Annotated in this window: 18 protein-coding genes; 15 read left to right on the forward strand and 3 right to left on the reverse strand. The window is 61.9% G+C overall.

Annotated features, from left to right (window positions below; translation table 11 throughout):
* The 12 genes from B7L68_RS07460 to B7L68_RS07520 form a co-directional block, all read left to right on the forward strand.
* On the forward strand, window positions 1-520 hold a 520-nt coding region (locus B7L68_RS07460; protein ID WP_143615320.1), incomplete at its 5' end, for an ATP-binding cassette domain-containing protein.
* Window positions 521-673: 153 nt separating this feature from the next.
* Window positions 674-2089 (forward strand): amino acid ABC transporter substrate-binding protein, encoded by a 1416-nt coding sequence (locus tag B7L68_RS07465; protein ID WP_081247053.1) that lies wholly within the window; start codon window positions 674-676, stop codon window positions 2087-2089.
* A gap of 4 nt (window positions 2090-2093) precedes the next feature.
* A complete protein-coding gene (locus tag B7L68_RS07470) occupies window positions 2094-2969 on the forward strand; it encodes a branched-chain amino acid ABC transporter permease (protein WP_081247068.1) in 876 nt (291 codons plus the stop codon).
* On the forward strand, window positions 2966-3928 hold the full coding sequence (locus B7L68_RS07475) for a branched-chain amino acid ABC transporter permease (protein WP_081247054.1): 963 nt from the start codon (window positions 2966-2968) through the stop codon (window positions 3926-3928). Before B7L68_RS07470 ends, B7L68_RS07475 begins: the two co-directional genes overlap by 4 nt.
* Window positions 3925-4653, forward strand: coding sequence for an ABC transporter ATP-binding protein (locus B7L68_RS07480; protein ID WP_081247055.1), 729 nt, complete (start codon window positions 3925-3927; stop codon window positions 4651-4653). Before B7L68_RS07475 ends, B7L68_RS07480 begins: the two co-directional genes overlap by 4 nt.
* Window positions 4644-5348, forward strand: a complete 705-nt coding sequence (locus B7L68_RS07485) for an ABC transporter ATP-binding protein (protein ID WP_081247056.1) — start codon at window positions 4644-4646, stop codon at window positions 5346-5348. The genes B7L68_RS07480 and B7L68_RS07485 overlap by 10 nt, the downstream gene beginning before the upstream one ends.
* Window positions 5349-5388: 40 nt before the next feature.
* Window positions 5389-5994 carry a phosphate uptake regulator PhoU gene (locus B7L68_RS07490; protein ID WP_081247057.1) on the forward strand — a complete coding sequence of 202 codons (606 nt, stop codon included), beginning with the start codon at window positions 5389-5391 and terminating at the stop codon, window positions 5992-5994.
* 195 nt (window positions 5995-6189) lie between these two features.
* Window positions 6190-6549: a hypothetical protein gene (locus B7L68_RS07500; RefSeq protein ID WP_081247058.1), complete on the forward strand. Its 360-nt coding sequence runs from the start codon at window positions 6190-6192 to the stop codon at window positions 6547-6549.
* The gene (locus tag B7L68_RS07505; protein ID WP_081247059.1) at window positions 6546-6989 is read left to right on the forward strand and encodes a HEPN domain-containing protein; all 444 of its coding nucleotides are present in this window, start codon (window positions 6546-6548) and stop codon (window positions 6987-6989) included. The genes B7L68_RS07500 and B7L68_RS07505 overlap by 4 nt, the downstream gene beginning before the upstream one ends.
* Window positions 6952-7284, forward strand: a complete 333-nt coding sequence (locus tag B7L68_RS07510) for a nucleotidyltransferase domain-containing protein (protein ID WP_081247060.1) — start codon at window positions 6952-6954, stop codon at window positions 7282-7284. Before B7L68_RS07505 ends, B7L68_RS07510 begins: the two co-directional genes overlap by 38 nt.
* A gap of 150 nt (window positions 7285-7434) precedes the next feature.
* Window positions 7435-7965 (forward strand): hypothetical protein, encoded by a 531-nt coding sequence (locus B7L68_RS07515; RefSeq protein WP_081247061.1) that lies wholly within the window; start codon window positions 7435-7437, stop codon window positions 7963-7965.
* Window positions 7966-8210: 245 nt separating this feature from the next.
* On the forward strand, window positions 8211-8708 hold the full coding sequence (locus B7L68_RS07520; protein WP_081247062.1) for a PaREP1 family protein: 498 nt from the start codon (window positions 8211-8213) through the stop codon (window positions 8706-8708).
* 142 nt (window positions 8709-8850) lie between these two features.
* Here B7L68_RS07520 and B7L68_RS07525 read toward each other — a convergent pair whose 3' ends face one another.
* Window positions 8851-9381, reverse strand: coding sequence for a DUF996 domain-containing protein (locus tag B7L68_RS07525; protein WP_081247063.1), 531 nt, complete (start codon window positions 9379-9381; stop codon window positions 8851-8853).
* A gap of 85 nt (window positions 9382-9466) precedes the next feature.
* On the opposite strand from B7L68_RS07525, the gene B7L68_RS07530 reads away from it, so the two are divergent.
* A complete protein-coding gene (locus tag B7L68_RS07530) occupies window positions 9467-10933 on the forward strand; it encodes an MFS transporter (RefSeq protein ID WP_369907400.1) in 1467 nt (488 codons plus the stop codon).
* 104 nt (window positions 10934-11037) lie between these two features.
* Here B7L68_RS07530 and B7L68_RS07535 read toward each other — a convergent pair whose 3' ends face one another.
* A complete protein-coding gene (locus tag B7L68_RS07535; protein WP_081247065.1) occupies window positions 11038-11391 on the reverse strand; it encodes a type II toxin-antitoxin system VapC family toxin in 354 nt (117 codons plus the stop codon).
* Window positions 11388-11612 carry a type II toxin-antitoxin system CcdA family antitoxin gene (locus B7L68_RS07540; RefSeq protein ID WP_081247066.1) on the reverse strand — a complete coding sequence of 75 codons (225 nt, stop codon included), beginning with the start codon at window positions 11610-11612 and terminating at the stop codon, window positions 11388-11390. The genes B7L68_RS07535 and B7L68_RS07540 overlap by 4 nt, the downstream gene beginning before the upstream one ends.
* Window positions 11613-11788: 176 nt before the next feature.
* On the opposite strand from B7L68_RS07540, the gene B7L68_RS07545 reads away from it, so the two are divergent.
* Together B7L68_RS07545 and B7L68_RS07550 are read left to right on the forward strand one after the other, a co-directional pair.
* A complete protein-coding gene (locus B7L68_RS07545) occupies window positions 11789-12265 on the forward strand; it encodes a nucleotidyltransferase family protein (protein WP_238136381.1) in 477 nt (158 codons plus the stop codon).
* On the forward strand, window positions 12246-12634 hold a 389-nt coding region (locus B7L68_RS07550; protein WP_081247067.1), incomplete at its 3' end, for a HEPN domain-containing protein. The genes B7L68_RS07545 and B7L68_RS07550, both read left to right, overlap by 20 nt.

The raw sequence follows: 12634 nt of genomic DNA on the forward strand, positions 1-12634 counted from the left end.
GGAGCTCAGGAGGAGGGTCCAGATGATCTTCCAGATCCCCAACCCCATCCCCAATCTGTCCATCTTCGAGAACGTGGCTCTCGGCCTTAAGCTCAACCGCCTGGTTAGGGGCAGGAGGGAGCTCTTCGAGCGGGTCAGATCCGCGCTCGAGAAGGCCCAGCTCTGGGACGAGGTTAGGAACAGACTCGACATGCCTGCCGGCAAGCTGTCCGGCGGCCAGCAGCAGAGGCTCTGCGTCGCGAGGGCCCTCGCCTTCGAGCCTGAGGTTCTGCTCGCCGACGAGCCCACCGCAAACCTCGACCCGGAGAACACCGCCAGGTTGGAGGCGCTTTTCCTCTGGCTAAAGAGAGACGTGACGATCGTGCTCGTCACCCACTACCCCCCGCAGGCGGCGCGGGTGAGCGACTACGTGGCCTTCCTATACAAGGGGCAAATAGTCGAGTGGGGACCGACAAGAGATATATTCACAAAACCAAAACATGAGCTCACGGAGAAATACGTAACTGGAAGGCTATATTAATATAATAAAAATCATATGAAAATCTAGGACTATAGTTATGAATTCCGAAATCGATATTTACCAATTTGTTTTCTTAGCTGTGCTTCGTTGTCATACATATATAATTATATATAATTATGAATAATGTTTAAATAGTTAAGTTGTTAATAGACTATGCTTGGTTCGAAAACTCTCTGGGGCGTCATTGCAACAGTGGTTGTGATCGTATTGGGCGTGGTTGCTTGGATAGCGATGCAACCACCCGCCGGCGCTCCTACCACGTCGTCCCAGACCCCGCCTCCGCAGACAACTCCACCGACTACATCCACCACCCCGCCATCCACGTCCACTCAACAGCCTACCCAGACTTCTGCGGGTAAATGTCCCGACGAGATTGTCATTGGGACGGCTATGCCCATCTCCGGCAGATACGCCTCTGAGGGGCAGTACTCGCTTTGGGGCGCCCTAGCCGTGGTCAACTGGGTCAACGACCACGGCGGTATCGACTGCGGCGGCAAGAAGGTCAAGGTGAAGTTGCTGTACAGAGACAGCGAGTCCAAGCTGGACCTCGCCCAGAGCATCACGGAGGCCCTCGTGACTCAAGACAAGGTGAACTTCCTGCTGAGCCCCTACGGCTCGGACCTCGCGCTGGGCGTCTCGCCCATAGCTGAAAAATACGGCGTGTTGATGGCGGTCGTCGGCGCCTCCTCCGACCGCATATTCCAGCAGGGCTTCAAGTACGTTATAGGCGTGGCGGCGCCCGCCAGCCAGTACATGGTGCCGGTTCTCGACATGGCGGTGAAGACCGACCCCACGGTGAAGACCGTCGCGATCCTGTATAGAGACAGCGAGTTCAACAGGCAGGTGGCCGAGGGCGCCAAGGCCTACGCCGAGAAGCTCGGCCTGCAGGTCGTGGCGTATGAGGTCTATCCGTCCTCTCCGACTGACTTAACGCCGCAGATCCTCAAGGTTAAACAGGCCAACCCCGACATCATAATAGTCGCGAGCCACTTCGCCGACGGACAGCTCGCCGTGCAGCAGCTCGCGGCTCAGAAGGTAAACGCCAAGCTCATAGCGCTGTCGGTGGCGCCGCTGGTGCCCGATTTCTACAAGGCGCTGGGGACTCTGGCGGAGTGCATCGTCGGCCCCTCGCATTGGGAGCCCGGCGTCAAGTACACGCCAGATCTGGCGAAGCAGAAGGGCGTGGAGTGGTTCGGCCCGACGAAGGAAGAGTTCATAACATACTTCAGACAGGTGGCCAAGCAGATGGGCGGCCAGGAGGTGGATCCCGGCTACCACGCCGCCTGGGCGGCCGAGGGCGTGCTGGCGATTCTGTACGGCGTGCAGAAAGCCGGCACCGTGGATTCCGACAAGGTCCTAGCGGCGCTGAGGAGCGCCGATTTCATGACGTTCTTCAGCGAGTTCAAACTGAACTCCACGACGAATATAAACGTGGCCCACTCCATGGTGGTGATCCAGTGGCAGGGAGGGAACAGAGTAGTCGTATGGCCGAGCGCCGTCGCGGAGGCCAAGCTGTTCTACCCGTCGCTGACGTGGGACCAAAAAGCCGCCGGGCAGCTCTGCAAGTAGGGTGATGGACGTAATCCCGTATTTTTTGAGCGGCCTTATTCTCGGCTCTATATACGGGCTCACCACTTTGGGTCTCAGCCTGATCTTCGGCGTGTTGAGGGTAGTCAACGTGGCGCACGGCTCCTTCGTCATGTTGGGCGCATACGCGGCCTATTTCGCCTTCATCCTGTGGGCGTGGCCGCCGTTCGCCACTGCTTTGCTCGCCTTCGCGATAGGGGCCCTGCTGGGCTACCTCGTGTATATAGGCGTCATCAAGCCTTTGAACAAGGCAGGCGAGCTCAACGTATTGGTTGCGCTGTTCGCGCTGGGGGCCCTCATCGCCGAGATCGCCAGACTCCTGTGGGGGCCCGACTTCGTCGGCTACCGCTGGAATATCGGGTCGGTGGAGGTCGCAGGCCTTCAGATAGATATCTCCAAGCTCGCAGGCGCGGTCCTGGCGCTTGCCATAGCGCTATCCCTAGACCTATTGCTCAGGAGGACCTACTTCGGCAGATCCATCAGGGCAGTGGTCCAAGACCCCGTGGGGGCCATGGTCGTGGGCATCAACGTGGATAGAGTATTCGCGGCGAGCGCCGCCATAGGCATCGCGATCACTACAGTGGGAGGCGTGTTCCTCACGCTCTTCATACCGGTGGGCATAAATCCGTACATGGGCGGGCCCTACACGTTGATAGGGTTCGTCATAGCTGTCCTCGGAGGCCTCGGGTCGTTGCTGGGGGCCTATACGGCTGGGCTTCTCCTCGGCGTCATAGAGTCCCTTGGGTTCTACGCGTTTTCCGTCGCGGGGTTCGCCGAGCCCTCAGAGATGGCGCTGTTCCTGGAGTTCGCCCTACTGCTCCTGGTGTTGCTGTTCAAACCCACGGGCTTGTTCAAGTTATGAGGCCCTATATCCCTCTCGGCGCCTATCTGGCCCTCATGGCGCTGGCGTTCGCGCTCCCCGAGTACTCGAAACAAATAGCCTCGATAGCATTCTATATGGCGCTGGGGCAGGCCGTAAATATCTTCGTCGGGCTCACGAGGTACGTCAACTTCGGATACGCCGCGTTCCTCGGAATAGGCGCCTACGGGCTGGGGGCCGCGATCCTGTACATGCCGCAGCTCGGCATTGCGACTATCCCGATCGGCTTAGCATTGGGCATGGGGCTCGCCGCGCTCCTGGCACTCACGGTGGGCGCCATAGCGCTCAGGCTCCGGGGCGCATATTTCGCAATAGCCACGATAGGTCTCAACGAGGGAATTAAGCACCTCATAATCGGGGCCAACATCTGGGGCGGAGGCGCAGGTTTGATGCTGGGCTCCAGCATGTTCAAGGTCTACGGGCGCGACCTCGCCCTATTTCTGGCGAACGTGGGGTCGGCCGCCTTGATACTCCTGACGGGCCTCATCTCGGTGCTGGCGATGTACTTCATACAGGCCGGCAGGGCCGGATACGCGCTCGCCGCCATAAGGCAAGACGAGGACGCCGCCAAGGTCATGGGCATAAACCCCACCAGGTACAAACTGCTCGCGTTTGTGACGAGCGCCGTGCTCTCGGGCCTGCTGGGAGCCGCCTTCTTCAGCCTCGGCAACATGCAGGTGTTTCCCGAGAACGTCTTCTTCATCGACTACATACTCGACGGGCTGGCCGTGATGTTCCTGGGCGGGGCCGGGACTGTCACAGGCCCCATAGTCGGCGGCTTGATATACTACGGCGCCAGGTACCTAGTCGGCATCTATCTGCCGGGGCTCCAGTCGCTGATAACCTCCCTGATAGTTTTCCTCGTTATGCTGTTTCTGCCCAACGGGATAGTGGGAACGCTCAACCGGAGGTCTGAAGGCCTCAGAACGTGGTTGCCATGAACTTGCTGAAGGTCGACAACGTGGTTAAGAAGTTCGGGGGGCTGAGGGCTGTGGACGGCGTGTCGTTCGAGCTTGAGAAAGGCGAATTTCTGGCCGTCGTGGGCCCCAATGGGTCCGGGAAAACCACTCTGCTCAACCTGATAAGCGGCGTGTATAGGCCGGATGGAGGGAGGATATTCTTCGAGGGCAGAGACATAACGGGCCTGCCTCCCTACAGTAGGGCGAGGCTCGGAATGTCGCGGGCGTTCCAAGTGCCCCGGCCGTTCCCCGAGCTGTCCGTGCTGGAGAACGTGATGGTGGGGGCTATATTCAACGGCGGCCGCGACCTGAAAACGGCCAGAGAGGCCGCTGAGGAGGCGCTACGGTACGTGGGCTTGTACGAGAAGCGCAACCAGCCGGCCGGCAAGCTCACCTTCAACGAGCTGCGCCTTCTGGAGCTCGCCCGCGCCCTCGCGGGGAACCCCAAGCTGTTGCTTCTCGACGAGGTGATGGCCGGCCTCAACCCGAGGGAGATAGACGCCATGGTTCAATTGATCAAGAGGCTGGCGGAGGAGCGGGGCATTGCAGCGATTTCGCTGGTGGAGCACAGAATGCGCGCGGTGGCGCAGCTGGCGCATAGAGTGATAGTGATGCACCAGGGGAAGGTAATCGCCGAGGGGCCCCCCGAGAAGGCTCTGAACGACCCCAAGGTGGTGGAGGTGTATCTGGGGAGGCCATGGCGCTGAGCCTGCAACAGCTGTCCTCAGGCTACGGGAGGCTCCAAGTGCTGTTCGGCATAAGCCTAGAGGTGCCGGCCAAGTCCATAATATCGCTCCTGGGGCCGAACGGCGCCGGGAAGTCCACCACCCTCTGGACAGTCATGGGCGTTGTGAGGCCCTGGGAGGGGAGGATACTGCTGGAGGGCACGGACGCGACGAGGGTGCCGCCTCACAGGAAGGTGGAGCTGGGGCTTGCGCTGGTGCCCGAGGGGCGGCGCCTCTTCCCCGAGATGACCGTGGAGGAGAACCTGCTGATGGGGGCCTTCACGAAGAGGGCCAGGGAGAAGGTGCACGACACGTTGGAATTTGTTTACGCCCTCTTCCCGCGGCTGAGGGAGCGCAGGCGCCAGAGGGCCGGCACCATGAGCGGCGGCGAGCAGCAGATGTTGGCCATCGCCCGGGCGCTTATGTCGAGGCCTAAGGTGTTGCTGATAGACGAGCCGAGCGCCGGCCTTGCTCCTAAGATAGTCAGCGACCTCTTCCAGACGGTGAAGCGGCTCAAGGAGGAGATGTCGGTGTTGCTGGTGGAGCAGAACGTGGCGGCGGCTCTGGAGATAAGCGACTATTCATATGTGCTGGAGAACGGGAGGATAGTCCTCCAGGGCAGGCCGGAGGAGCTCGCCGCGAACGAACACGTAAAGAAGGCTTACCTAGGCGTGTGACATATGAAAACAGTTTTTAAGGACGCGGGTTGAGGCATGCATGAGGAGGCTACTGGATATGGCCGAGGAGGAAATCGCCGAGAGACTCAGGGAGGGCTCCAGGCTGGCCGTGGAGGCGCTCTCCATGGCGCTCAGGGAGGAGGCGAAGGCCGGCGAGATCAGGGAGGTTGCGTCCAAGCTCCGCAGGCTGCACGACGAGGTTTCGGACCTCGTGATGGAGGCCGTCGCTAGGTATGCCCCCGTGGCCACGGACCTCCGCTTCCTGAAAAGCGCGTTGTTCGTCTCGTACGACCTCTACAGGATTGCCCGCTACGCCTACGACGTGGCGTCGGTGACCGAGAAGCTGGGGGGAGGCTGCTGGTCGAAGAGGGTGGAAACCACGGGCGGGACGGTTAAAGAAATGGTGGCCAAGGCCGTGGACATGTTCCTCAGCCGCGACGTTTCGGCGTTGGAGGAGGTGGAGAGGCTGGACGACGAGGTGGTGGACAAGAGCTACGAGGAGGCTCTGCTGGACGTGCTGAAGGGCGCCGACAGGTGCAAGGTGGTGGAGACCGTGGTGATGCGCCTCCTGGAGAGGGCCTCCGACCACGCCGTCTACATCGCAGGCCACGCGTACTACCTCGTCACGGGGCAGACCAGAAACTGACCTGGCGATCGTCGGGTCCGTGCGGCGGGCCGCGGTCCGAGGGCCGGCATGCGCGTCCGGCGTTCTGCCGTCCGGTCGAGACGGCTTGGGCGCCTTCGGCAGAGGCCGCGCGGTCTCCGCGGGCGCCGTCGGCGTGGGGGAGGCGCTTGAGGCGTACGCCGCGCAAATGTTTTTAAGCCATGCACACATCAACCCGTGACGGTTTCGGATATCTTGCTGGCGGGCTTCCTCCTGTTTCTGGCCGTCCTGTATGTGGGCGTCCTCGTGGCGGTCCTCACCAGGCGCAGCCGGCGCGCCTCTGTGAAGGCCTTCCGCCTCTTCTTCGCGTCCTTCCTGTTGTTCGTGATCGCGTTCCCTCTGGTGCTCGCCTTCCCGCCAGCCGTGGTTGCGCTGCCCCTGGTGCCCCTCGCGGCGTTTTTCCTCACGTCGGAGGGGTTCTGGGCCGGCTTGACGCTCCCGGCCAGATGCAGACTGGGCGACGCCGCGGCCTGCGAGGAGCTCAGGAGGAGGATGGAGGCGCTCAAGCGGCTGGAGGGAGGCGGCGGGGGCCCATGATTAGGCGCGAGGCGGCCTACTGGATCCGCGAGGCCTGGCACGACCTCTGCACGGCCCAGCTACTCTACTCAGCGCGCCGCTTCAACGCCGCGGCGTTCTACAGCCACCAGGCCGTGGAGAAGGCCTTGAAGAGCCTTTTCTTCGTCTTCCTGAGGGCGGAGCCTCCCAAATCCCACGTGCTGGTCGAGCTCTACCGGGAGCTGAAGAGGGCCGGCGTGGAGCTCGACCCAGCGCTGGAGGAGGCCGTGGCCGAGCTGAACAAGTTCTACACCGTGTCGCGATATCCGGACGCGGCGGCCGGCCAGCCCTTCGAGGCCGTGACCAGGCGGGACGCCGAGAGGGCGCTGGAGACCGCCAGGGCCGTGGCGGACTTGGCCGAGGGGCTTCTGGCGAGGGCCGGCTATGAGGGCACCCCCGGAGATATTAAGAGCTGTGGATAGGCTCCTCTCGGCGCTGGAGGCGGCCGGGTTCAGGGTGGCCGAGGCCTACCTCTTCGGCTCATACGCCAGGGGCGACTGGCTCGTGGACAGCGACGTCGACCTGGTCGTAGTCTCGCCCGACTTCGCCGGGATCAGGTGGCCGGAGCGGCTGGACATCGCCGCGAGGCTACAGCTCAGGCTGGAGCTGGGGAGGTGGGTCGAGGTCCTGCCCTACACCCCGGAGGAGTTCGAGGAGGCGAGGCGGAGAAGCGCCGTGTTGAGAGACGCCGAGAGGTACTGGATACGGGTCAGGTAGTCCGCCCGGCGCACACCCGCCGGCAATCGCAGAAGGCCGCCGGGCATCCGCGCCGCCTTCTCGGCGCCGCGGGCAGGCATCCGCAGAACGGCGCAGGCCGGGACGGAGAGGGCCGCGCGAAAGCTTTTATCCCCATGCCCGCGGCAGCTCGTGGATGCATGGGACGTGGCGGCGGCTATGCTGGGCCAGGCCCCGCCTGTGGCTGCGTCGGTGGCGTTGCTGTACGTCCTATTCACCCGCGAGCTCCAAGAGATAAAGGAGCTGAATGAGAGAATCGCGGAGAGGCTTAACAGACTTGAGTGGGCCTTCCAGAACTTCGGCTCTGTTCTGCTGGATGTGCTGACCGCTAAGGGGGTTACGTCCGCGGCTGAGATGAAGGCGTTAGCCGGCTACCTCAAGACGCCGCCGCCCGCCAGGTCTAACTACACCGAGGAGGTGCGGCGACGCCTCATCGAGATCTTAACCACGGTGGAGGAGGGGAAGTTCACGCCTGGCGACGTGAGGGAGCTCCAGCGCATCGCCAAGCTCATCGAGAAGGAGTACGAGGAGACGCGCCGCGAGGACCTCATAGCGTATTATTACAAGCTACAGATGCTCATAGCGATGCTGAGAAGCACGCTCCGCGCGCAAGGCAAATGGCCCCTAGAATGGGACCTAGAGGAGCCCGCCATCTCCGATTAAGAGGTTCGTCTTGTATTAGGCATAGGCTAAGTATGCGTCCGGCCGCCCAGACGTCCACGGGGGGCTTCGCCGGGCGCGTCGAGGGCGCCGACGGCTACAAGGCGGCGGAGGCCGCTGCGTTGGGTTTCCGCACCGCCTCTTCGCTTCTGTCGGCTGTCCGCGGCCGCCGCGGTGCCTTTCTGACTTCGCGTCTAGGCGGCGCCTAGGACAGAAGGCTTAAATCGATGGGTCCGCCCATCTGCGCGATGACCTACGCCCCTCCTTGGCGCGATACCTCTCAGTACATAAGGCTGAGTCTGGAGGAGGCCCTCCGGGAGGCCGAGCTGGCGCTTAAATTCCTCGAACAAGGTCTCCACAGAAACGCGGCAGGGAAGGCGTTCCAGGCGTGGAAGGCGTTGCTGGCCGCCGCGGCGGCGCGGCACAAGGAGGCGGTGGCCAGGCGGTACGCAGGCGCCGTCAGGGACAAGACCGGCAGGCTGAGGTCCAGAGCCGACATGGTCACAGCCCTCATGCCCACCACGAGGATGAGGGAGGTCGCGTCCGCTCTCGAGGAGGTATATGGAAAGGAGCTGATACATCTCACGGACATCGCCCTGAATCTACACGAGTTTCGATACAACGGCCTAGACCCCGAGGGGGTGGTCAGCCGCTACACAAATTTAGAGGACGTCGAGAGGGACGTCAAGTATCTAGCGGAAAAAACTATGGAGTGGGCGAGAAAAGAGAGCTACCAAACGACATAGGGCACCTCGAATTTCTCTTCCCCCTTAAGCCGGGGCACGCACCCTCTGCATACCTCACAAGCGGTATGAGGTGAACGTTGAGAAACTTGTGTCCCTAGGCTCTCACCGGAATAGCCCCTTGCGGGGGGTAAGATAGGGTGAGCTAAGTCTGGGTTTTCGCCGGGGTCTTCATCACCAGGAAGGCGATGCCGGCCAGGATGAACGCTATGGCTATCAGTATGAGGCCTACGAGCACTATCACGAGCACGGCGCCCCAGTAGTAGAGGGATCCCGCCGTCTGGAACATGCTCTCGCCCGATCTGCTGGCCACGGCCGACATCATGCTCCTAAACCTCCTCGCGGAGGTTATGAAGAGTATCCAGGCGATCACCAACGTGGCTAGGAACGCCCCCAAGCCGAAGCCGCCGGCCAGCAGATGGCCCGTCATGAGGGCGGGCAGGGAGAGGACGCCCAGCGAGGCGCCTACGATGAGGACCACGAGCGCTATGAAGATGAAGATGAACCAGTAGATCGCGTCGTCCTTCATCTTCTGGTCGCCGTAGAAGTCCGCGAGAGAGATCGCGCCGACCAGGAACAGCACGACGCCGATAATCCCGACGATACGCTCGACGGGGCTGATCGCGGCGAGGATGGCGCCTACGCCCGCAAGCAGCTTCGCCATCTCCGGCTCCATGCCCCGGCCCGGCCTCCCGTATTTATGCGTGACGCCTCCTCGGCCGGCGCGGGGAAAACATATAAATACACCTCGGCCGAGGGGCGTGGTCCCCGATATATCGGGCATCGGCGAAAGGTACGACGTGAGGTACGCCTGGAGGGCCGCGCCGGTCCTCGGCTCGGTGGCTCTCGTGGTGATGTACACGGAGGCCATGCTTATGCCCTCCCTGCCGAAGATACAGGAGGAGTTCAACGTCACGCCGGCCGACGCGTCCTGGATACTGACCGTCTACCTGGTCGTGGGGACCATAAGCGCCGCCCTCTTCGGAAGCCTGGGCGACATGTTCGGCAAGAAGAGGATGCTGGTGTTGGTCCTCTCCATATACTCCGTCGCGGTCACGTTCACGGGATACGCGCCCTCGTTCCCCCTGCTCCTGCTCGCAAGAGGGCTTCAGGGCCTGGGCATGGCCATGTTCCCCCTGGCCTTCTCCCTCATAAGGGAGGAGTTCCCGCCCGAGATGGTGCCCACGGCGCAGGGCATCGTCAGCGCCATGTTCGGAGCCGGCATAATCGTGGCGCTCCCGCTGGGGGCCTATCTGAGCCAGAGCTTCGGGTGGCGCGCCACCTACCACACCGTGACGCCCTTCGCCGTCTTGCTGACCGTCCTCATAGCGACGTACATCAGGGAGAGCAGATACAAGACGCCGAGGCCCGTCGACTACGTCGGCATCGGGCTGTTCGCCTTGATGGCGTCCTCCTTCCTGGTGGCGGTCTCCGAGGCGCCCACCTGGGGCTGGACCTCCGGACAGACGCTGGCCTTCTTCGCCCTGGCGGCGGCCGCAGGCGCCGCGCTGGCGGCGCAGGAGACGATCTCCGAGCATCCCTTCATACCTAAGGACATCCTCAACAGGAACGTGGTGGCGGCGACGACGGCCATATTCATGGTCGCATACGCCTTCCAGATGAGCTCCCAGAACCTCTCCTACCTCTTCGAGATGCCTCCGCCCTACGGCTACGGGCTCGACATATTGAGCACAGGCCTGTACATGACCCCCATGGCCGTGGTGCAGATAGTCGGCGCCCCCGTAGCCGGCAGGCTCCTCTGGCGCGTCGGAGCTAGGCGCATGTCGGTAGCCGGCGTGGTCCTGGCCGTCCTCGGGTTCCAGCTCGCCTCGGCCTACGCCTACTCCGGCGTCTGGACCCTCATAGGCTACCTCTCGATAGCCTACCTCGGCCTCGCCCTCCTCAACGTCTCCCTCATAAACCTCCTCACCTTCTCCGTCCCGAGGAACAGGCTGGGCGCCGCGACCGGGCTGAACACCGTCTTCAGGAACTTCGGCTCCGCCATAGCGCCCGCCGTCGCCGGCACCGTCCTCACCACGTTCTCGACAATAGCGTACTACTCCCTAGGCGGCTTCAAGGCCTACTTCTCGGTCCCGTCGACCTCCGCCTACTCGATAAACTTCGACATAGCCACCGCCATGTTCATACTCGCGCTCGTGCCGATAGCCATCGCGCGCGAGGTCTTCACGAGAGAGGGAAGGGCGGCCGCCGCGGCGGCCGAGGCCTAGCCAGGAGAGGGGCCAAGGCCTTTCAACCCCGAGGCGCCCAATCCCGAGCTCCAGTACGGCGAGATGGTCGGCCTAAATTCCGGCCGCCAGGCAAGGGACGGGGCCTAGACCTCCGAGCTCCTCCTTGCGCCCCTTCCGACGAGGTCTCTATCGTCGCTGATCAGCGGAAGGCCGTATTTCCTGCTTAAATAGAGATATACGGAGTCGTAGTAGGTCAACCTCTCGTCTACCGCAATAGCCAGGACCTCTTCCTTCAGCCCCACGTACTCGGCCCTTATAAACTTCAGAACCTTGACGAATTCCTCGACCAAGTCCCCTCTGTTAATCTTCCAGAGGTAGTTGCCTATCTCGTAAAAAGCTAAATCCGCCGTTATGCTCTCCTTAAGGATATCGATAGACCTCTCCTCAAGTCTCTGGATCAGGTTTATGATGGCCGAGGAATCCAAGACGTATCTCATCTCGATCTATCCTCCCTAATCAGCCTCGCGACCTCCTCCTCGGGCATCCTCAGCTCCCTTGCGATCCTCCTGGCAGACCTCCTCGCCTCTTCCTCCTCCCTCCTAGCCACCTCCTCCTCGAGAGCCCGCCGCAGAACCTCCGAGATGTTGACCCCATGCCTCTTAGCCCTCTCCACCAGCTCCCTCCTAACCTTGGTGGATACCGTGACCCATCCTCCCACGTTACTACATTCAAGGTAGTATAAATATGTGACTACCAATACACGCCTCGCACGCCTCCGCAGCCACAGCCATCGCCGAGCCCGCCGCGTCCCCGCACGCCGGCCGCGGGCTGTGCGCGATCCGAACGCCTTGCCGCATCTGGATTAGGTATAAGTATTTCCACCCCCTTGGTTCAGTGGATCTAGCCGGGATCATCGCCTCGCTGGGCAGGTCGTGCGCGGATCTCGAGGGGGAGTTCGACGGCGAGTTCCTAGGCTTGATGCTCTTCGGCAGTTGGGCCCGCGGCGAGGCCCGGGAGGACAGCGACGTAGACGTGCTCGTCCTCTTCGACGGCCTAGCCGGCGATCTCGACGTCAGGGCCAGGGCCTACGGAATAATTAGGAGATACGTCGACCGCGACGTCACGCTGATAACCATGAGGAGGGAGGATATCCACGGCAGGTGGACGCCGCTGGCGATAAACATCGCGTGGGACGGGGTGATAATCTGCGACAGACAGGGCGAGCTGAGGCGGTTCAAGGAGGCCGTGGCCAGCTTCATCGAGCGCGAGAACCTAGTTAGGTACAGGACGAGGGACGGGAAGTACGGCTGGGAAAGAGCAGACGGCAAACCCCTCATACGCGCCGTGAGGGATGTTCGACCCGATAGATGAAGTTAAGTACAGATATAGATTGGCCGTTAATTACCTCAGGGAAGCCGATGAGGCCTTCAGCAGAGGTGATTGGAGGGGCACGGTGGCCAACGCCCAGCTCTCCGCAGAAAATGCGGCAAAGGCCGTAATTGCCGCGTATAGGGTGCCGAGCTGGTCCCACGACCCATCCAACGAATTACGGGAATTGATCGACAGAATGCCTGGGGACCTCGTCGATTTGATAATCGAGCTGGCGAACATAGCCAAGACGCTGGCGCCGGAGCACGGCAGGAGCACCTACGGTGAACCCAGTAGGGGATTAACGCCGTGGGACATATATAATAAAGGCGATGCCGAAAAGGCCCTCGGCATGGCGAATAGGGCGGTCGA

It is taken from the genome of Thermoproteus sp. CP80, assembly GCF_002077075.2.
GTDB lineage: Archaea > Thermoproteota > Thermoprotei > Thermoproteales > Thermoproteaceae > Thermoproteus.